This is a genomic window from Alteromonas sp. ABE4_545 (assembly GCF_056161325.1).
In genome coordinates, this window is sequence record NZ_JBSWYY010000001.1 from 388,949 (window position 1) to 407,869 (window position 18,921).

Genomic DNA, 18,921 nt, shown 5'->3' on the forward strand with positions numbered 1-18,921 from the left:
TGTGTATTTATTCGGTATCTACACCGTGGTCACTGATGACTTGCAAATACCAATAGTAGCTGTCTTTGGGATAACGTCGTAAATCATCATCGTAATCGATGTAAACTAAGCCATATCGAGGGCCATAGCCAGACGTCCATTCAAAGTTATCAGCAAACGACCACGCGGTGTAGCCAATTAAATCCACGCCGTCATTCATCGCCAGCCACGCGGCTTGAATATGTCCCTTCAAGAAGCGCGTGCGGTAGGTGTCGTGTACTTCACCCTCATCGGTTAACACGTCGTCGCCGGAGTCTTCATACGCTGCGCCGTTTTCGGTTACCAGAATGGGTAAATGACCAGATATATCATCCATGTAAACCAGTGAATCGTAAAAGCCCTGTGGATCATACACACCGTTACCCGCTGCTGGGTTATCGGCATGGGTTTCTACCCAGATATTGTCGAGAAATACTTGCGGCATTGGCACCAAGGCGCCATCCCATGCAAACGAGTCTTCCATTTCATCAGCGTCGGTGATTGCGGTCACATAGGAGCGAGAGTAGTAATTTACTCCTACATAATCGCCCGGGTATTGCTTGATAAAAGCAAGGTCACTGGCAATTGTCGCTTCGTCTTCATTTATGCTGTAACCGTAGGAGGCAAGCGTATCAAGTACGCCCTCTGGATACTCTCCTTTAAACACCGGGTATGTGAATAAGTCGTTGCGATAGTGGTTATATATCTCTGCGGCTTCTATATCAGCATCATCATCGCTGCCGGGAATAGCCCACGAAATATCAAACGCCATACCAATATCGCCTTGTTTTACAGTACCTGCGGCCTCTAGTTCATGATAGAGCTGCACTGTTTTGGCATGGGCGAGTAAATAATGATGAATAAAGCTAATTTGCGTCCCCACCAAATCTTGCATTGCAAAACTGGTAAGCACGGTATTTGAGTCGAGTTCAGGGTTTGCGATCATGTGCGCAATAATACCCTCAACCATGGTCGCGCCACTGTATGGTTCATTTAAGCTAACCCAGCGCGTAACGCGGTCGCCAAATGCTTCAAAGCACGTTTGGGCAAAGCCAACAAATGCGTCTACCGTGTTGCGTTTGTTGAACGCCGTGATGCCAGTTGCACCGTACCAGAGGTTTAAAGGCATATCCCAATGATACAGTGTTACAACGGGTTCAATTCCGTTTGCGATGAGGTCATCAATTAAGTTGTTGTAATAATCGATGCCAGATTGGTTTGGGGCTACGGGAATGGTATTGCCATCGTCATCCAAGATCGCATCGCCGTTGCCGTCAACTTCAAATGGGTAGCCACCGGGATAAATGCGTGCCCATGAGAGCGAAAACCGGTACGATTTGATACCAGCCTGCGCCATAAGTTGAACGTCTTCAGCGTAGCGATTGTATTGATCGATGGCAACGTTTCCCGTTGCCCCATGAGCGACGTTGATCGAGTTCGTTAAAAAATCCCAGTTTGATGTGCCTTTGCCGTCTTGAAGGTATGCGCCCTCTACCTGATAGGCAGAAGTCGCCACTCCCCAAAGAAAGTCATCAGGGAAAGACAAAAAGTCAGTATCGCTGGGAAGTACCACATCGGTGGTACTTTTGTCGGTATTGCTAGTATTGGTTGTTCCATCACACCCAGTCATAAGTAGGGTAGTGCCTAGTGCGGTGGCGCCCAACCATTTGGTCATTGTTTTCATATTGCGTGCTCTGTTGAAAAAACGAAACGCGGGCAATAGATGAGTGCCCGCATGCGGCAAGTCTTACCACCAAGCCTCAATATGAGCGCCCAATCGATAATTGCCATCTTCGCCATCGTCAGAGCCATAGCGGTAGTTTTCGGCGACATTGCCAAAGAACGAGCCAGCGTAAAAACTAATGGTCGGTTTGGTTTTAAAGCCAAAATCATAAGTAAATTGCTGAGCAATCATGATTTTCTGAAGTTTTTGTGTTTCTGTATCGTCAGAGTCTTTATAGCTGGTATAACCGAGTTCAAGCGTGGTTTTTGAGTAATCACTCCACGCATACGAAGGTTTTAGAATAAAGCTAAAGCGATACGGTTTATTTTCAGACACATCACCCGCAGCGGCGAGGGTTTCTGCTTTGGCGTACAATAGAGAATAATCGAGGTTTACCTTGTCGCTTAAGCGCACATCACCGTAGTTAATCACGCGATAAGCGTTGTCGTTTTCACCTTCCCATGTGAGGTCGGTATTAATAGCTGAGCCGCTTGCATTCGTCCACGCTGCATCAGCCATTGAATCATTGGCGTATTGCAAAACTAAGGTGTTATTAGCCCCCGCTATTTTGTGATTGAGTTCAGCAGTAATGAATACGCCGTCTTCTTTCGCTTCATCGGCATTTTCCTGAATTTCAGTCACATCAGTTCGGCCATAAATGAAGGCAAATTCAAGTTCGGCTTGCTCCCACAACGGGATATGGCTATAGCGCACATCAAATTTCTGAGTTTGTACTGACTGTTCGCCCTCAGCGTTAGTTTTGCCGTTGTATGGGCTACGGTCACCGGTGACCACAGCAACAGACAAATCACCAGTACCTAAATGAATGCCTTCCACACCTGCACCGTAACCTGAATTATTCAGGTAGTAGAGGTCCATCATATAAACCTGATGGCGTTGGTAGAATCGCTTACCCGCCCATACTGTCGCCTCAGGAGCAAAATCAAGTAGCCCTTTGGCTTGTAGGTTTAACTGACGAAGCGAGAAATCGCCGCGACTGTCTTCACTGCCCGGTTCGGTGATTGGCTGGTTGTCGTTGTACTGAGCACCTTGCGAGGTTTCGGCAGAAAACATGGAATCAAAATAGAACGATTTGCCGTTAAGTGCAGTGAATGCGTGCCCTAGGCCTAATTCATAGTAACTTTCACACTCGTCACCAAGTCGTCCGGTGTAGTGGCCATCGGCACCATTGCCAAAGCACATCTGTTCACCACCTTTTGAGGTTGTTGACACACCCGCGCGGGCGTATCCGTGAAAGTCTACAGTGTTATCGGCAAATGTAGGGGTACTGAGGAGTGAACATACTGCACAGGCAATAGCAGAAATCTTTAGCGTTTTCATCGTTCTTTATCCGAAATTCGTTAGTCAGTTTCTTATTAGCGAAAAGCCATTGAAAACGGCTTTCCCTGAGGGCTGTTTAGCGGAGGGAATAGTAAAAAAGTCGCACTCAGTTAAGGTAACGCAGACGGTCTAAAACCTAACTTAATGGGTCAAAAAGCTAGTTTGTGCTTCGAAATGTTAGGGAGTCGCGAGAGAATGTGGCTGTTGTGTCAACAACTGCCTGCTTATTTATTAGCAAATGTAACTGTTAAAAAAGGCGTGAAAGTTGTTGCTTGGCCTCGGTGAGGTAGTTGCCACCAAATAGTAGGGCGTGGTTGAGTATGTGATACAGCTGGTAGAGTTGTTTTCGTTGTTGATACTCTTGGGGGAGGGGCCATACATCGTTGTAGCCATTGTAAAAGGCGGGCGGAAAGCCTCCGAACAATTCTGTCATTGCTATATCGGTTTCTCTGCAGCCGTAGTAAACCGCTGGGTCATAAATACAAGGCCCTTTTTTAGTAAAACCTGCATTTCCAGACCATAAATCGCCGTGTAATAAACTGGGTCTTACATCTGCCTTTTGTAGATATTGAAAGGTGTGGGTTACGGCAACATCAATATTACACAAGCGTTGCCCAACATGAGCGAGGTTTTCTAGCATTGCACCGATACGATGTTCTGCGAAAAATTGCGCCCATGAGGTGGTGTAGCCATTGGTTTGCAGTGTGCCACCTATATAGTTGTCGTGATCCCAGCCAAATTGGGGAGCACCCGCAAAAGCGTGCAAACCGGCAAGGCGCATACCTAAATCTAGCCATTGCTCCTCGGTGCCTTCGACAAGCTTGAGATGCTGGAGTACGAGATATTCAATACGGCGTCCGTTTTCTTCAATTTCGCCATAACAAATAATACTGGGAACTTGAATGGTATCGGTTGCCGCCAGAACACGCAGGCCTTCTGCTTCTGCATCTAGTTTGAGTAGGCTGTCGTCGGTTTCTTTGTGAATTTTTACGAAATACCGTGTGTGGTTGTCGTGAATGACATAACTTTCGGTGGTGTCGCCGCCATGTACTGCATGGCTGTGCGCACAAATAAACGGTTGGCCTGTCGCATCACTGATATGCTCGCTAATAAATTGCCACATCTTCATATTCACGCCCTTCTGTACCTAATAGATTATGGCAAAGAACTTATTTTTCGCGAATGAAAATTTAATCCAACAAACAGGTTTGAATCATCCAATATACGGATTACAAAGAAACTAAGCGAGATGCCACAGATGGATGTCTCCGAGCAATCCCTACTAAAGTGTTGTATTCGAGCCAGCTTCTCTTTTCCTTAAAAGAGTAAAAGCGGGATATACACAGTAAACGAGAGAGCGCCAAGCGAACGGACTACGAAGAAACCAAGCTCGATGCCACAGATGGATGTCTCCGAGCAATCCCTATTAAGGTGTTGTATTCGAGTCAGATTCTCTTTTCCTTAAAAGCACAAAAGCTTGATGCACAAAGATAGAGCGACCAAGTAGTGAATAGGATCGAGTCAGAAACCGTTTGCCACAGGGATGTGGCAATCCGAGCGCACACGGATGTGTTTACAGCGTGTTTCTGAGCCGATCCTATTCACTACCAAGCGACACTACGAAGAAACAAGCCAGAAAAACCAATGATTCCAATCACTAGCATTGCATGTGAAAACCAATGCATTATAATCGCTCCGATTCGCGCCATTCAGGCGCTTTTTTATTACTCAATTAAACACAAGTGGCACAGAGTAGGTGTCACCACTGTAAGGACTATTCATGCCTGTAATTACACTTCCCGACGGAAGCCAACGCGCTTTCGATCACGCCGTTTCAGTAATGGACGTAGCTAACGACATTGGCCCTGGTTTAGCCAAAGCTACCATTGCCGGAAAAGTAGATGGAGAACTCGTTGACGCGTGCGACCCAATAGAACAAGACGCATTGCTTCAAATTATCACCACCCGTGATGAGGAAGGCCTCGAAATTATTCGCCACAGCTGCGCCCACTTGCTTGGTCACGCCATCAAGCAATTGTACCCAGACGTTAAGATGGCCATAGGCCCTGTGATCGACAACGGTTTTTACTACGACATCGACATGGAGCACTCGCTCACACAGGAAGACCTACAAAAACTCGAAAAGCGCATGCTTGAGCTAGCCAAAACAAACTACGACGTAGTGAAGAAAAAAGTCAGCTGGCAAGAAGCACGTGATACCTTCGAGCAACGCGGTGAATCGTACAAAATGGAAATCCTCGATGAGAACATCGAGAAAGATGACCGCCCAGGTTTGTACCACCACGAAGAATACATCGACATGTGTCGCGGCCCACACGTACCCAACATGAAGTTCTGTCATCACTTCAAAATTATGAAAGTGGCAGGCGCATACTGGCGCGGCGACAGCGAAAACAAAATGCTACAACGTGTTTACGGCACTGCATGGGGCGACAAGAAGCAGCTTAAAGCTTACCTCACGCGCCTAGAAGAAGCCGAAAAACGCGACCACCGTAAAATCGGTAAAACGCTAGACCTATTCCATTGGCAAGAAGAAGCGCCAGGCATGGTGTTTTGGCACAACGACGGTTGGTCAATTTACACCGAGCTAGAGCAGTTCGTTCGCAAAATGCTACGCCAGTACGACTACGGTGAAGTAAAAGGCCCATTGATGATGGACCGTTCATTGTGGGAAAAATCAGGTCACTGGGACAAATACGCCGAAAACATGTTCACAACAGAATCTGAAAAACGTGAATATGCCATTAAGCCAATGAACTGCCCAGGTCACGTTCAGATCTTTAACCAAGGTTTGAAATCGTACCGCGACTTGCCATTGCGTATGGCTGAATTTGGTTGCTGTCACCGCAACGAACCATCAGGTGCATTGCACGGTTTGATGCGTGTACGTGGCTTTACCCAAGACGACGCTCACATTTTCTGTACTGAAGAACAGATTTTGGATGAAGTCGGCAGCTGTATCGACATGATTTACGATGCGTACCGTGCATTCGGTTTCGAAAAAATCGTGGTTAAGCTTTCTACGCGTCCAGAAAAACGTGTAGGTAGTGACGAAATTTGGGACAAAGCAGAAAAAGCGTTGGCCGACGCACTCGACAGCAAAAACATCGAATTCCAGTATTTGCCAGGCGAGGGCGCGTTCTACGGGCCGAAAATTGAATTTACCCTGTACGACTGCCTCGATCGCGCATGGCAGTGCGGTACCGTACAGCTCGACTTCTCAATGCCAAGTCGTTTAGGTTCAACTTATGTTGCCGAAGACGGCGAACGCAAAGTGCCGGTAATGATTCACCGCGCCGTTTTGGGTTCATTAGAGCGTTTCATCGGTATTTTGACCGAAGAATTCGCTGGCTCGTTCCCACTGTGGTTAGCGCCACAACAGATGGTAATCTTAAATATTACTGACAAACAGGCCGATTATTCGAAAAGTTTGGCAGAAAAATTACAATCTGAAGGATTTAGAGCAAAGTCTGACTTGAGAAATGAGAAAATAGGCTTTAAAATCCGCGAGCACACATTGAAACGTGTTCCTTACATGTTAGTGGTAGGCGACAAAGAAATGGAAGCTGGTCAGGTTGCAGTTCGTACACGCAAAGGCGAAGACCTCGGCACAATGACCTTCGAAGACTTTGTTGCGCTAGCAAAACAGGAAGTCGCAGAAAAAACTATCAAGTAGCGATCACTGCATAACCTGCTATCATGTACGGGCTGGCTAGTACCAGCCCAATTTGCATACCCGAGTGAGGTCAAAACGAAACACTGCGGGATAAGATTATAAGTTTTGGAGGAATAGCACATTAAAGGCGCTAACAAAAAGGCTCAGGGCGACAAAGCCCGCATTAACGATGAAATCACAGCACGCGAAGTACGTTTAATTGGTGCTGATGGAGAACAGGTAGGGGTTGTATCATTTAACGCGGCACTGCAAGCTGCTGAAGATGCCAGCCTGGACTTAGTTGAAATTAGTCCTAATGCTGAGCCGCCAGTCTGTAAAGTTATGGACTACGGCAAGTTCCTCTTCGAGAAAAGTAAAGCTCAAAAAGAGCAGAAGAAAAAACAAAAGCAAATTCAGGTCAAGGAGATTAAATTTCGCCCTGGCACTGATGAAGGCGATTACCAGGTAAAACTGCGCAACCTGCGTCGCTTTCTAGAAGGTGGTGATAAAGCCAAGGTAACGATCCGTTTCCGCGGACGTGAAATGGCTCACCAAGAGATCGGCATTGAGCTTCTTAACCGTGTTAAAACGGAGCTGGAAGACATTGCAACGTGTGAATCTTTCCCTCGTAGAGTGGAAGGTCGCCAAATGATCATGGTGCTCGCCCCAAATAAGAAGTAGTAGTGGTCTAAAGTTTTTGGGAATCTGCACCCCAAAACACCCTGCTGCAAACTGTAACCGACATACGGTGCCTGCACACCAATAATGTCGATATTTAACAATGCGGAGTTTTAGCAATGCCTAAAATGAAAACTGTAAGTGGTGCAGCCAAGCGTTTCAAGAAAACGGGCTCTGGCCGCTTTAAAAGCAAACAGTCTCACTTGCGTCACATTTTGACCAAGAAGAGCTCTAAGCGTAAACGTCACCTTCGTGGCAAAAAAGTGGTTCATGATGCGGATACCAAATTGGTACAACGCATGTTGCCTTACGTTTAAGATTGGAGACTGAATAATGGCTAGAGTAAAACGCGGCACTATCGCACGTGCACGTCACAAAAAAGTCCTCAAGCAGGCAAAAGGTTATTACGGTGCCCGTTCACGCGTTTATCGCGTTGCGGTACAAGCTGTAACTAAAGCTGGTCAATACGCTTACCGTGACCGTCGTCAACGTAAACGTCAATTCCGTCAATTGTGGATTGCACGTATCAACGCTGCGGCACGTCAAAATGGTATGTCATACAGCCGTTTCATTAACGGTTTGAAAAAGGCGTCTGTTGAAATCGATCGTAAGATCCTTGCCGACATCGCTGTACATGACAAAGCGGCATTTAGTGCATTAGTCGAAGCGGCTAAAGGCGCATTAGCTTAATTATTAACTAATTAAGTTTAAGTTCTTTCGGAAAACGGCGAGCAGGATAGCTCGCCGTTTTTCGTTTCTGCGGTATAAAAACTTCTATACATCTGGTTTGGTTTCTTCGTCGTTCGTTTATTCTTTAGTTCCTTAAGTGGGTTTCTTCGTAGTTCGCTTGGCAGTGAACAAATTCGGCTCAGAAACACGCGGTGAATACTTCCCTGTACGCTCGTGTCGCCGCATCCCTGCGGCGAACGGTTTCTGACTCGAATTTGCTCACTGCTGGTCGCTCTTACTTTAGGCATCAAGCTTTATTTCTTCGTAGTCCGTTCGCTTGGCGGTAACAGTGTCCCTCAGAAACGCGCTGTAAACCCAGTCCCTGGGCGCTCGGATTGCCACATCCCTGTGGCAAACGACACTGCCACCGCTTGGCGCTCTCTCGATACATAGGTAATCCCTACGGTTTCTGACTCGAATTTGTGCACTACTGGTCGCTCTATCTTTAGTTCTCCGAGAGATTTCTTTGTAGCATTCTCTTTAATATTCTGAATATCGTACGCGATTAACCCTCTAGCGCTTTCATTACTATCGAGGGTTCTTTTGCAACTACGTGGAGTAGCGCGAGTGCTGGGCCATGAGGCTTGCGATCGCCTCTTTCCCAATGTCGAAGAGTTGCAACACTAATGCGTAGTTTGGAGGCGAAATCGACTTGTGAAAGTCCTAGATTTCTGCGGAGTTTACCGACGTCGATACTTGGCAGTGAGTGGACTTTAGCTTCGACCGATTGGCCTGTATTTAAAGCGACTGCTTCACTTAAACCTTTTGTAATACTTTCAAAGGAAGTTGTCATTTTACATTCTCCAAAGCAGTGGATACGAGCAATCCGACTAATTTTGCCAACGTGTTTCTTTCCTTGTGGGATAAATTTACTTTTTCGTTCTTGCCAAAAACTGTAATTAAATACAAAGGAATTCGTTCGTCATGGTAGTAATAGATAATTCTTACTCCGCCACTCTTTCCTCTCATTCCTTGTCGCCATCTTAACTTTCGTAGTCCTCCCGTTCCCTCAATTACAACACCTGCTTTGGGATTTTCTGCTAGATAGTTAATTATGGATAAACGTTCATCTAAGTTGAGTAAAGGAGCTGCTCGTTTTATGTATTCTGGTAGTTCGGCTATGGTTGCTAACATTTATTTTAATCCATTGGATTAGTTAGCGCAAAATTTAAACGAGGGTGGGGCGGCAAACAACTGGGCGTGAGAACGGTTTCTGACTCGAACTTGTCCACTGCTGATCGCTCTGCCTTTGAGCATCAAACTTAATTTCTTCGTAGCCCGTTCGCTTGGCGGTAACAGTGTCCCTCAGAAACGCGCTGTAAACCCATTCCCTGGGCGCTCGGATTGCCACATCCCTGTGGCAACCGGTTTCTGATGCACACTGGCACCGCTTGGCGCTGTCTCGAATCTTCGGAGCGTCGAGCTTTTGTGCTCACTTTTTTAGTTATTTAGTGCAGGTTTAATGGTTAGTAATTAGTGCTACTATAAATAATGTTCCTAGGAGAAAGATTATGTCTGAAGCACTAAAAGCTCTGCTCGAAAATATTGATCAGCTCAGCGTTGAAGAGAAGGCCGTTGCTGCGCACCGTTTGCTAACTTCGATGGAATCAGTATCAGATGACAATGTTGAGGCTGAGTGGTTAAACTTGGCTGAAGAGAGAAGTGCCGAATTAACGTCTGGCACCGTTAAAGGTATGTCTTGGAATGAGATTAAGAAGGATCTTAAATAGGTAATGTATGCCACTACTTTTCACCCAGATGTAAAAGTAGAGGTTCAAAAGTCTTATGATTGGTATCAAAAGCAGTCTCTCGGCCTCGGTGATGAATTTATCGGTGAGTTAGAAAAATCTTTCGCGTTAATAGCCGCAAATCCTGCTCGTTGGTCAAGATTTGGGTCAACACATCGACGCTTTGTTTTAGGGCGCTTCCCTTACTCTATTATCTATCAACTGTCTGATCAGCAATTAATCTTTGTAGTTGCTGTAATGCACAATCATCGCAAACCGGGTTATTGGTCTCGTCGTTCTTAAAACTGGTTTCTTCGGAGTTCGCTTGGCGTTTTATCATTACACCCAATCACAGCCTTTCGTTACCACTCTCCATCCTGTATTATGAGTTTTTTGCATCATCACGCTATTTAAAGCCATCGCTTCACCGCCGTGATAAAACAATAACTACAAAGGGGCAGGTTTGATTCCTTATATACTCACAGGCTTTTCAGTCGCACTCGCATTTATTCTGCACTGGCAATACCCAACACGCTTTTGGCTTGCCAATGCCTACACCACTATCGGCACTGTTGTCGTTTCGTTGTGGGTGATCTTCCTACTCCAATCCAGCTTTTTAGGCTTCGACGTGAGTGACGGGGATAAGGTCGGTTTGTCGATGGCCATGTGGTTGTCGGTGCTGCTTGCCTTCTTCGGGTTCTTAGTCGGTGCGTTTGTTGGTTACTTCTTAAAAATGGTCCGCGAGCCACAGTAATAACGTCATCTCAATGAAGTCGCTATTCGCACACGTCAAACTATACCGATTGTGGTGGCTGCTATATTTGTGGCCATTTCTCGGTATTTTGTGGTCGTCGTTAGTGTTTTATGGCGATTGGGACGAAAGCTGGTTTCGTACTCTACGCAATGTGCTATCGCTCAGTACTTTGCCCGTTATCGTGATGTATTTACTCGGTGTAGAAACAAAACTGCCGTTTTATCCATACAGTGTGTATCTGATTTTAGTGTGCGTAGACGAATGGTGGCAGTTCGCTCAGGCGTTTACTCCTGATTTTGCCAATATCATGACTTTTCTTACCCTATTTCCAGAGTTCGTCCTGCTGTTTTTAGTTTGGCGCTCACTTTTCCGAGCGCGCCAATCCATAGCTAATGCGCCCATTAATTCTGGCGCTTAAACTTCATACGTTCTCTTTCTTCGCGTTCTTCTTGTTGTTGCGCACGCTGTAGCTGAGTCAGCAAGGTTTTTACCTCAAGCTCACTATTTACGGTTTTGCGCTCCAAAGTTCGGCACTGATAAAAGCCTTCGTGCAAACGCAACTCTTTGGGGTCTGGAAATGCGTGGATCATACCCGTAGGGGCACGGTTGTTGAACAGGCTAATTTTATCTACCACACAAAATTCGGTTACGTAGGTTACCAAGGCGTTTACATAACCTGAGCTGAGGCCCTGCGAATCATCAAAGTAAATGTCACCGCGATAGTTCAAAGGCAAGTTCATCAGAATTCGCGCCAGTTCATGGCTTTGCCATTTAAACCAGAGCTCAAAGCCGAAAGCGTTGCCCGTACCGAAACCGGTTAAACACAAAGGTTCATCATTACGTAATTGGCACAACCAATAGCCCAATTGTTTAGTGGCTTGTTCTTTTGTAGTGGCAGAAAAGAGTTTTACTTCACCCCAACGTTTAGCGTAAGAGGGCTGACTGCGAACCCAAGATGTAGCAAATTGGTTTGTTGTAAATGCAATTAACATAATGGCACCTGTATTAAAAAAAGCGACCACAGGATGAGACTTTGCTTGATGGTAGAAATTGAGGATATACCCCTCATCCACAACAGCAGCCGCTTGTAAACTTTGCTTGAGCGATTAACGTTGCACATCCACTGTTTATTCCACTCAAACCCATGCGTATAAGTGTGTGATTTAATTACCGCAATCCGTTACAAACCTATACTTTCGTAGTACTATGGGCCTTAAGCTGGTGTAACACCTTACGCTGTGCTTACCATGTTGAATTTGTTCGTAAGATTGCACCTTACGGATGAGTTGGGGATATGCTTAATATAATAAAAACAACGGCTTGTGGTTTTTCTCGGGCGGTATATAAAAATAATAAAAAAGTGCGAGATACGAGCGATTCGAAGTGACAGGAGTGAACTTTGATGGACGTAAACGTGCAGCAAAGCAACTCTAGCGCATGCCAAATTGGCGACTGGTTGGTAGAGCCAGAAAACAATGCGTTAGTGCCAGCGGCCAATAGTCATACTCGCGAAGGGGCGGTGAGTATTGAGCCAAAAATGATGGATGTGCTGTTTTATTTGTGCGAACACGCCGGGCAGGTGGTGAGTGCAGAACAGTTACTCATAGCCTGTTGGAAAGGCACCTTTTATGGCGATTCACCGGTACAAAAGTGTATTGCCATGTTGCGCAAAAAATTAGGCTGTAATGCGCGACAACCCACCTATATCGAAACCGTACAAAAGCGCGGTTACCGCATTATTGCCGACGTGAGTTTTGCGCCTGGCACAGGGCGGTACGAACCACATATTCCCAAAAGTTGGCACCAAGGCTCGCCGTATTTGGGCCTGAACGCGTTTCAAATTGAGCATGCGCCTGTGTATTTTGGCCGCACCAAGGCCATAGCGGATGTGATACAGCGAATGGGGCAGGCGAGTAAAGCCAGCAGTCATTTTGTACTCTTGTTGGGGAAAAGCGGGATTGGTAAGTCGTCGTTAATTCGAGCGGGGGTGCTTCCGTTTGTCACCGCAGAGCGGGGTTTTGGTGGCTGTAAAGTGTCGAGCTACCATATTCTCAGCCCACGAGAAGCTCATTCTGGCTCACCGTTTAATTTGCTCATCGACAGCATTATCGCGCTAGATATTTTGCCCGCTTCTTATGCCGACAGTACTTTGCAATTGAGCTCTAGCGACTACGAAGGAAAGTTACTACAAGCATTACAGCGCCATAATAAACCGGTAGCGGGTGACGATGGCGCGCAAGATATGAAGCTGCTGATCATCGACCAATTCGAGCAATATCTGTTGAACGAGCAGTTTAGCGACAGCGACAAAGCCAAATTGGTGTTTACCCTAACCACACTCGCCAGCCAGCAAAATGTGATGGTAGTCACCTTGTTGCGTAACGACTTTTACGCTCAGTGTGTTGAAGTGGCAGGTTTTGCCGCATTAAAAGACGAAGGCGTGCAATACGACTTACCGCCGCCAGTGACCAGTGATATTGCCAAAATGATCCGCAATCCGGCGCTGACAGCCGGTTTGCATTTTGAAACTAACGCTGAAGGCGAACACCTCGACGACTTGTTGTTAGAAGAAGCCGTGAGTGCGCCCGACGCCTTGCCATTGCTAGAGTACACCCTCGCAGAGTTGTATCAGCAGCGCGACAATGAACAGCTTACTTTTGCTGCCTACCAAGCCATGGGCGGCGTGCGAGGCGCGATGGCAAAACAAGCCGAGCAGACCTTTCAGGCATTAGCGCCCGCCTCTCAGCAGTGTTGGCACAAAATTATGCATACCTTGGTGCGTATTGACACCGAGAACGCCAACGCTATAACCGCCCGTAAAGTCCCCATTAGCCAATTTAGCGCACCAGAAGAAAAAGCTTTTATCAATGCGTTTGTGTCGGCACGTTTGTTTGTGGCAGAGCGCAGTGATCACGACGACGCCACCGACACAGGTAAAGAGTACGTTGGGGTTGCGCACGAAGCGCTGTTAAAACACTGGGACAGGGTAAATCAATGGGTGGCAGAAAACCGCGAGGCGTTGCACCGCCGGTACCAACTTACTCAAGATTGCAACCGTTGGGTGGAAGAGGGAAAAGCCAAAGAGTTTGTGTTAACCAGTGCTAAAAAACTGGCTGAAGCGAAAGCGTTGCAAGCCCGTAACGACATGACGTTAAGTGAAGCGGAGTGCGAATTTATAGCCGCCTCGGCGCGATATCACGCTGCTGTTAAAGCGCGCAAAAAATTAGGTTTTGTCGTCGCAGGGGTAGTGTTTGTGGTGGTAAGCGTACTTGGCCTGCTAGCCATGCGCCAATCATATATTGCGACCGAAGCGCGAAATCGCGCGGAAAACCTCATCGATTTTATGTTGGGAGACTTGCGGGAACAACTCGACCCCATAGGTAAATTAGACGTACTTGAAGGCGTGGGCGAAGCCACCCTCGCTTACTATCAAGACAATGACAACCAAGGTAAAAAGCAACAAGCTAATAGCCTGAAACTGTTAGCTGAAATCAATATTAGTAAAGACAAGATGAGCGAGGCGACGGCACAGCTAGAGCAGGCCAAAGCCATTTTATTGCAATTGCCCGACAGTGATCACGACGAAGATTATTACTTCTTACTGGGGAATATTGAGTATTGGTTGGGCGTGCCACCTTATTATGCCAAACAGTATGATGTAGTAGAGACTCATTGGCAGGCCTATTTGAATTCAGCTAAACAAATGCTTTTGATCGACCCCGATAGCCAACGTGCGATTATGGAAACTGACAGCGCATATCATAATATCGCAGTTCTGCATACTATCAGAGGGAATGGAAGTAAGGCCAATGCTGCCCTAGCTAATAGCTTAATCATGTCTGAAAAGCTATTAGCATTAAATCCAACAGATATAGAATATTTAATTGGCTATATAAAAACTCTGGATTGGTTAGCTTTAACTAAATTCAAATTTGAAAGTGTTCAATCGTCATTCGAAATATCTCTTAAAGGATTTAAGTTACTAGAGCTTTTCAGAAAAGAAAACCACGACAACTTTGTTGTATTACATCAATTTATGAGTGAATTAAATTGGGTTGTTAATAATTATGTTTTTGTTGGTGATTTCGAAAGAGCGACCAAGTATCAACTCGACTATGCCGCAGATATAGACGCTCTTAGTAAACGCGATCCTGACAACATGGAGTGGCGTTGGAAAATTGCCAAGTATCATATTCGGAACTTAGAGCTTTCCAGTCTATTAAACAAACCAAACGAACAAGTTTTAAATTTTAAGTATTTGACTTCGACTTATTTGCCTTTAGCTAATAATGGTGAGTTAGATAAGCGTACTATTAGTTGGTTTTGGCGAGTAGTCATCCCTCATTTTGAAAAAAGTAAAAAAAATTTTTATGTTCAACAATTGATTAGTCGAATTCAACAAAATAAATTCACCTATGACGAAACAGAAACTCCATGGCTAATTGCGCAGTTGTTTAGTCTCGCTCCGCAGGAGAGCGACTTATTAATGAGTTACTTGACCGGTAAAGTTCTACCTTTGCAAAACACCCAGAATGATTCTTTGTATACCATTATGGGGCATTACTTTTTGGCCCAAATGCGCAACCAACCCCTGTTGCAAACTGAATTAGCAACACGCATGATAGCGCGTGGCGTTTCGCCGCGTTATATCGAATCAATGAACGTGATAAATCAACAATAAGGAAATCATACCATGGCAACACCTATCGAATTTGTACTTTCCATTTGGTCGGCTAATGATGCATCTAAGCCTGCTAGTGCGGTTCCATGCGCAGGAACAACAGCAGGACAAAATTTTTATTATGCCTATAACCAAAGTTCTGTTGAAGTAAAATACGATGTGGATACGACCTATACAGCGGTGTTTACCGTACAAAAGGGCAACCCAGACGACAATAACAACTTTGAGTTTCGTTGGATTAATGCCTTAGAAGACATCGATCGTGATCTTGGGGCCTGTGAAGATTCGTGGCAGTTGAGTGCCGTGCGACTGAATATGAAGGCCGTTTCTTCAACGTCTGTTACCGTTGAAGTGAGCAGTACCGAAGAAATTCAATTATCAGCCACCGAAGTCGAGCAGCTGACTACTGGTACTATCGATTTCCAAGTGTGGGTGGAAGAGACTAATACGAATAGTCACTTTATGTGTGATCCTAAGATAGGAATTGATATTTAAAAAAATTCTCGAAGGAGCGCTAGCCGCTCCTTAGTCTTGTCCGTTTCCTGTATTCCTACCAAACAGCACTTCAAATCAGCCGTAACCACCTACCGAATCCGAATACTCCCAGTTTTTCAGTGCTACCTAACCGTTATTCTCTCACCAAGTATTTATGTCATTCTCATAAATAGAATGTAATTGTCGATTTATTGTGATTTTAATTCTTTAAACTAGAACTAAAATAACCCTTATTGAAATAACCGAGGGGTTAATTATGCAATATATTCGACGTTCACAATCGCGCGGCGCGGTTGATTTTGGTTGGTTGCAAAGCCGTCATTCCTTTTCTTTTGGCAGTTATTACGATGCAAAGCACATGGGGGTGTCGGTGTTGCGGGTTATCAACGACGACACGGTAGCCGCTGGTAAAGGGTTTGAAACCCATGGCCACAAAGACATGGAAATTATCTCCTATGTCACCAAAGGCGCGGTTGCTCATAAAGACAGCGAAGGCAACGAAACCATTATTCCCGCTGGTGATGTGCAGCGTATGAGTGCGGGTAGCGGCATTCGTCATTCAGAATTTAACCCTTCTGACAGCGAACAAACAGAGTTTTTTCAGATTTGGATACTCCCAAAATTCCGTGGCATTAAGCCGAGCTACGCACAAAAAAGTATTGCTCAGCAAGGTGCGTTAACACCGCTAGTCACGCCCGATGGACGAGATGGGTCGATTTCGATGAACCAAGACGCCACCTTGTATCGCCTGATGTTGAAAGCGGGTGAACAACAGCTTTTATCAACCAATGATCGTGTGGGATATTTACACGTGATCAAGGGGGCGATTGATGTGGGTGAACACCAATTCGGCGCCGGAGATGCGTTTGCCCTAGGCGAGAACGAAAGTTATGACCTTTTGGCAACGTCAGACCTAGAAGCCCTGTGGTTCGATTTACCCGCGGGCCAGTAACTCGCTTTTGCGCTCGCTAGCACGCGGTTATTACTACTCAAGCTTATAGCCAATACATTGGCTGGAGAGTGTGTGTAACGATGCGCGCTTAGCGAGTTCATCCCAGAACAATTGGGCGGTTGGGCCTAAATAGCGGGTAGCAAGCTTGATCAAGCGAGTTTCACCTTGCAGCGTACAGGTAATATCGTTGAGGTCGAGTTGTACTAATTCGCCACTGGCGAGTTCGTCTTCCACCGCAGAGCGTGGAATGTAGCCCCAGCCTATGCCGTTTAATAAAATTCGCTTTTGCGCATGTAAGTCGTTGGGGCGTATTTGCGAAGCCGACACGTAACCCATTACTTTTTCCAAATCTACGTCTATCACTAGTTTTTGTGGTAGTACCATGGGGAGGTCTATTAAGTCTTCGGCACTCTTTATGGCGTTGTTTCGCGCTTTCACGTGACGAGCATGAACGACAGTGATCACTTCAAACGTAGAAAAGGGTACGGTTTCAAATTCACCCAATTCATAAAAGTCTTGTAGCCACGGGGTAATGGCAATATCCGCATTACCATCTATGATTCTCTTTAACGCGCCGAGGTGGTGCTCGTAGCTGAGCAAAATTTCGGTGAGAGGAAAGGCTTGTTGTACCACAGGTAACGCATCGAAGAGGGGCGTTTGGTCGCACAGGCTGTCTGCCACCACTTCAATTTGGGTTTCGTTTCCTTGAGCTAGGTGGGCGGCCACCGACACAATGGTGTCTTGTTGTTTGAGTAAAAAACGAAAATGACGCAGCAGTTTTTGGCCCGCCTTAGTGAGCTGCAAGCGCGAATGCTGCTTTTCTAGCAAAGTGAGTTGCAGCTCTTCTTGCAAACGTTTAATAGCGATAGACAAGGCGGGTTGGGTTTTATGCATGGTTTCAGCGGCTTTCACAATACTGCCTAATTCGGCTACTGCCACAAACATGCGAATTTGTTCGAGAGTCATATAAAAATAATTTAATTTTAAACTAAAACTTATTAAATATTATTTTTATAGGATTTGCTATATATTGCTCGCCATTCATAGTAGGAGCTTTGTCAGTGAGTATGAAAATGACACGTTTGAGTCTAGTTGGCGCCATGTTGGCGTTGGGTTTAGCCGGTTGCAGCGAAGAGGTGCAAACCGTGGTAAAGGAAGAGCCAAAGTTAGTTAAAGCCATGGTCTTGGAAGCAGATGACCACGCCCGTTTCAGACAATTTCCTGCCACCGTGGAAGCCAGCGAAGACGCGACCTTGGCGTTTCGTGTGTCGGGTGAATTGCAATCTTTGTTAGTGGTGCCGGGGCAAGATGTAGAAAAAGACGCCTTGCTTGCTAAGCTAGACCCCACCGATTATCAAATTGCCCTTGACCAAGCGCAAGCCAATTTTGATTTGGCTAAGTCGCAATTCGATCGTTCGGAAAAGTTGCTAGAGCGTCAATTGTCGTCGCAAGCAGATTACGATTCAGCTAAAGCGCAACTTAAAGTGACCCAAGCCGCGTTAAATTCTGCCAAAGCGAATTTGGCATATACCGAGTTGCACGCGCCGTTTAGTGGCCAAGTGGCACAAAAGTTTGTTGAGAACTTTGAAAACATCACCGCTCAGCAAGCCATTGTCTCGCTGCAGAAAAACAGTGTGGTGGATATCGCGATTCAAATTCCTGAAGATTTTTTGTCTAACTTGGATCGAAACACGCAATATCAGCCAGAAGTGACCTTTGAAGCCAACCGTAATTTTACTTACCGCGCAACACTCAAAGAGTTTGATACCGAGGCCGATTCAGCCACCAATACCTTTAAAGTGGTGTTTTCGTTACCGCGTCCAAAAGATTTCAATGTGCTCCCAGGCATGTCGGCAACGGTAAAAGTTGAACTCGACAAAGTGATGAAAACCAAACAAGACGGCTGGTTAGTGCCGGCAGCGGCGGTATTCACGCAAACCGTGAATGGCGAAGAGCAAAGCTTTGTGTGGGTGATCGACAGCAATAACCAAGTTAAGCAAACACAAGTACGCATTGGCGCAATTAGTGATAAAGGCTTTAAAGTGATTGGTGGCTTGGCGTACGGCGACACCGTGGTGGCCGCGGGTGTGCACCGTTTACAAGCGGGCGAGCCTGTGCGTATTTGGCACAAAGAGCGAGGCCTGTAA

19 protein-coding genes are annotated in these 18,921 nt (G+C 45.9%); 12 read left to right on the forward strand and 7 right to left on the reverse strand.

Translation table 11 applies throughout. The annotated features are described in order from the left end of the window. Positions 1–7: 7 nt before the first annotated feature. The 3 genes from ACXAH6_RS01805 to ACXAH6_RS01815 form a co-directional block, all read right to left on the reverse strand. Positions 8–1,702 carry a glycoside hydrolase family 1 protein gene (locus ACXAH6_RS01805; protein WP_474874912.1) on the reverse strand — a complete coding sequence of 565 codons (1,695 nt, stop codon included), beginning with the start codon at positions 1,700–1,702 and terminating at the stop codon, positions 8–10. A gap of 63 nt (positions 1,703–1,765) precedes the next feature. After that, a complete protein-coding gene (locus ACXAH6_RS01810; protein WP_474874913.1) occupies positions 1,766–3,082 on the reverse strand; it encodes a carbohydrate porin in 1,317 nt (438 codons plus the stop codon). 247 nt (positions 3,083–3,329) lie between these two features. Next, positions 3,330–4,211, reverse strand: coding sequence for a fructosamine kinase family protein (locus ACXAH6_RS01815; protein WP_474874914.1), 882 nt, complete (start codon positions 4,209–4,211; stop codon positions 3,330–3,332). 651 nt (positions 4,212–4,862) lie between these two features. Between ACXAH6_RS01815 and thrS the strand changes: the two genes are divergently transcribed. The 4 genes from thrS to rplT all read left to right on the forward strand — a co-directional run bounded on the left by thrS (position 4,863) and on the right by rplT (position 8,126). Next, positions 4,863–6,779, forward strand: a complete 1,917-nt coding sequence (thrS, locus tag ACXAH6_RS01820; RefSeq protein WP_474874915.1) for a threonine--tRNA ligase — start codon at positions 4,863–4,865, stop codon at positions 6,777–6,779. 120 nt (positions 6,780–6,899) lie between these two features. After that, on the forward strand, positions 6,900–7,439 hold the full coding sequence (gene infC / locus ACXAH6_RS01825) for a translation initiation factor IF-3 (protein WP_474875038.1): 540 nt from the start codon (positions 6,900–6,902) through the stop codon (positions 7,437–7,439). Positions 7,440–7,555: 116 nt separating this feature from the next. After that, positions 7,556–7,753 carry a 50S ribosomal protein L35 gene (gene rpmI / locus ACXAH6_RS01830; RefSeq protein ID WP_474874916.1) on the forward strand — a complete coding sequence of 66 codons (198 nt, stop codon included), beginning with the start codon at positions 7,556–7,558 and terminating at the stop codon, positions 7,751–7,753. A gap of 16 nt (positions 7,754–7,769) precedes the next feature. Further along, positions 7,770–8,126, forward strand: coding sequence for a 50S ribosomal protein L20 (gene rplT / locus ACXAH6_RS01835; protein WP_012518092.1), 357 nt, complete (start codon positions 7,770–7,772; stop codon positions 8,124–8,126). 544 nt (positions 8,127–8,670) lie between these two features. Here the strand turns inward: rplT and ACXAH6_RS01840 are convergent. Both ACXAH6_RS01840 and ACXAH6_RS01845 read right to left on the reverse strand, forming a co-directional pair. After that, complete coding sequence (locus ACXAH6_RS01840) at positions 8,671–8,958, reverse strand: helix-turn-helix domain-containing protein (RefSeq protein ID WP_474874917.1); 288 nt, start codon at positions 8,956–8,958, stop codon at positions 8,671–8,673. Further along, positions 8,955–9,299, reverse strand: a complete 345-nt coding sequence (locus ACXAH6_RS01845) for a type II toxin-antitoxin system RelE/ParE family toxin (RefSeq protein ID WP_474874918.1) — start codon at positions 9,297–9,299, stop codon at positions 8,955–8,957. Before ACXAH6_RS01845 ends, ACXAH6_RS01840 begins: the two co-directional genes overlap by 4 nt. 377 nt (positions 9,300–9,676) lie before the next feature. Here ACXAH6_RS01845 and ACXAH6_RS01850 point away from each other — a divergent pair, with 377 nt between their 5' ends. The 4 genes from ACXAH6_RS01850 to ACXAH6_RS01865 all read left to right on the forward strand — a co-directional run bounded on the left by ACXAH6_RS01850 (position 9,677) and on the right by ACXAH6_RS01865 (position 11,064). Continuing rightward, the gene (locus tag ACXAH6_RS01850) at positions 9,677–9,895 is read left to right on the forward strand and encodes an addiction module protein (protein ID WP_474874919.1); all 219 of its coding nucleotides are present in this window, start codon (positions 9,677–9,679) and stop codon (positions 9,893–9,895) included. Between the two features lie 3 nt (positions 9,896–9,898). Beyond that, positions 9,899–10,195 (forward strand): type II toxin-antitoxin system RelE/ParE family toxin, encoded by a 297-nt coding sequence (locus ACXAH6_RS01855; RefSeq protein ID WP_474874920.1) that lies wholly within the window; start codon positions 9,899–9,901, stop codon positions 10,193–10,195. Positions 10,196–10,355: 160 nt separating this feature from the next. Continuing rightward, complete coding sequence (locus ACXAH6_RS01860) at positions 10,356–10,646, forward strand: hypothetical protein (RefSeq protein ID WP_474874921.1); 291 nt, start codon at positions 10,356–10,358, stop codon at positions 10,644–10,646. Positions 10,647–10,659: 13 nt separating this feature from the next. After that, positions 10,660–11,064: a hypothetical protein gene (locus ACXAH6_RS01865; RefSeq protein ID WP_474874922.1), complete on the forward strand. Its 405-nt coding sequence runs from the start codon at positions 10,660–10,662 to the stop codon at positions 11,062–11,064. On the opposite strand, the gene ACXAH6_RS01870 is transcribed toward ACXAH6_RS01865, so the two are convergent. After that, positions 11,048–11,638, reverse strand: coding sequence for a hypothetical protein (locus ACXAH6_RS01870; protein ID WP_474874923.1), 591 nt, complete (start codon positions 11,636–11,638; stop codon positions 11,048–11,050). The genes ACXAH6_RS01865 and ACXAH6_RS01870 overlap by 17 nt on opposite strands. Before the next feature lie 410 nt (positions 11,639–12,048). Between ACXAH6_RS01870 and ACXAH6_RS01875 the strand changes: the two genes are divergently transcribed. The 3 genes from ACXAH6_RS01875 (at position 12,049) to ACXAH6_RS01885 (ending at position 16,774) form a co-directional block, all read left to right on the forward strand. Then, positions 12,049–15,327 carry an nSTAND1 domain-containing NTPase gene (locus tag ACXAH6_RS01875; RefSeq protein WP_474874924.1) on the forward strand — a complete coding sequence of 1,093 codons (3,279 nt, stop codon included), beginning with the start codon at positions 12,049–12,051 and terminating at the stop codon, positions 15,325–15,327. Between the two features lie 12 nt (positions 15,328–15,339). Next, positions 15,340–15,822, forward strand: a complete 483-nt coding sequence (locus ACXAH6_RS01880; protein WP_474874925.1) for a hypothetical protein — start codon at positions 15,340–15,342, stop codon at positions 15,820–15,822. A 256-nt stretch (positions 15,823–16,078) separates the two neighbouring features. Next, positions 16,079–16,774 (forward strand): pirin family protein, encoded by a 696-nt coding sequence (locus ACXAH6_RS01885; RefSeq protein ID WP_474874926.1) that lies wholly within the window; start codon positions 16,079–16,081, stop codon positions 16,772–16,774. 33 nt (positions 16,775–16,807) lie between these two features. Here ACXAH6_RS01885 and ACXAH6_RS01890 read toward each other — a convergent pair whose 3' ends face one another. Continuing rightward, a complete protein-coding gene (locus tag ACXAH6_RS01890; protein WP_474874927.1) occupies positions 16,808–17,740 on the reverse strand; it encodes a LysR family transcriptional regulator in 933 nt (310 codons plus the stop codon). Between the two features lie 101 nt (positions 17,741–17,841). Here ACXAH6_RS01890 and ACXAH6_RS01895 point away from each other — a divergent pair, with 101 nt between their 5' ends. Continuing rightward, positions 17,842–18,921, forward strand: coding sequence for an efflux RND transporter periplasmic adaptor subunit (locus tag ACXAH6_RS01895; protein WP_474874928.1), 1,080 nt, complete (start codon positions 17,842–17,844; stop codon positions 18,919–18,921).

What these genes read in the sequence shown, in the direction of transcription:
- ACXAH6_RS01815 (WP_474874914.1), bottom strand. Translation starts at nt 4,211, where the DNA reads ATGAAGATGTGGCAATTTATTAGCGAGCATATCAGTGATGCGACAGGC.
- ACXAH6_RS01885 (WP_474874926.1), top strand. Translation starts at nt 16,079, where the DNA reads ATGCAATATATTCGACGTTCACAATCGCGCGGCGCGGTTGATTTTGGT.
- ACXAH6_RS01805 (WP_474874912.1), bottom strand. Translation starts at nt 1,702, where the DNA reads ATGAAAACAATGACCAAATGGTTGGGCGCCACCGCACTAGGCACTACC.
- ACXAH6_RS01845 (WP_474874918.1), bottom strand. Translation starts at nt 9,299, where the DNA reads ATGTTAGCAACCATAGCCGAACTACCAGAATACATAAAACGAGCAGCT.
- rpmI (WP_474874916.1), top strand. Translation starts at nt 7,556, where the DNA reads ATGCCTAAAATGAAAACTGTAAGTGGTGCAGCCAAGCGTTTCAAGAAA.
- ACXAH6_RS01850 (WP_474874919.1), top strand. Translation starts at nt 9,677, where the DNA reads ATGTCTGAAGCACTAAAAGCTCTGCTCGAAAATATTGATCAGCTCAGC.
- thrS (WP_474874915.1), top strand. Translation starts at nt 4,863, where the DNA reads ATGCCTGTAATTACACTTCCCGACGGAAGCCAACGCGCTTTCGATCAC.
- ACXAH6_RS01880 (WP_474874925.1), top strand. Translation starts at nt 15,340, where the DNA reads ATGGCAACACCTATCGAATTTGTACTTTCCATTTGGTCGGCTAATGAT.
- ACXAH6_RS01855 (WP_474874920.1), top strand. Translation starts at nt 9,899, where the DNA reads ATGTATGCCACTACTTTTCACCCAGATGTAAAAGTAGAGGTTCAAAAG.
- ACXAH6_RS01895 (WP_474874928.1), top strand. Translation starts at nt 17,842, where the DNA reads ATGAAAATGACACGTTTGAGTCTAGTTGGCGCCATGTTGGCGTTGGGT.
- ACXAH6_RS01865 (WP_474874922.1), top strand. Translation starts at nt 10,660, where the DNA reads ATGAAGTCGCTATTCGCACACGTCAAACTATACCGATTGTGGTGGCTG.
- ACXAH6_RS01810 (WP_474874913.1), bottom strand. Translation starts at nt 3,082, where the DNA reads ATGAAAACGCTAAAGATTTCTGCTATTGCCTGTGCAGTATGTTCACTC.
- rplT (WP_012518092.1), top strand. Translation starts at nt 7,770, where the DNA reads ATGGCTAGAGTAAAACGCGGCACTATCGCACGTGCACGTCACAAAAAA.
- ACXAH6_RS01840 (WP_474874917.1), bottom strand. Translation starts at nt 8,958, where the DNA reads ATGACAACTTCCTTTGAAAGTATTACAAAAGGTTTAAGTGAAGCAGTC.
- ACXAH6_RS01890 (WP_474874927.1), bottom strand. Translation starts at nt 17,740, where the DNA reads ATGACTCTCGAACAAATTCGCATGTTTGTGGCAGTAGCCGAATTAGGC.
- ACXAH6_RS01870 (WP_474874923.1), bottom strand. Translation starts at nt 11,638, where the DNA reads ATGTTAATTGCATTTACAACAAACCAATTTGCTACATCTTGGGTTCGC.
- ACXAH6_RS01875 (WP_474874924.1), top strand. Translation starts at nt 12,049, where the DNA reads ATGGACGTAAACGTGCAGCAAAGCAACTCTAGCGCATGCCAAATTGGC.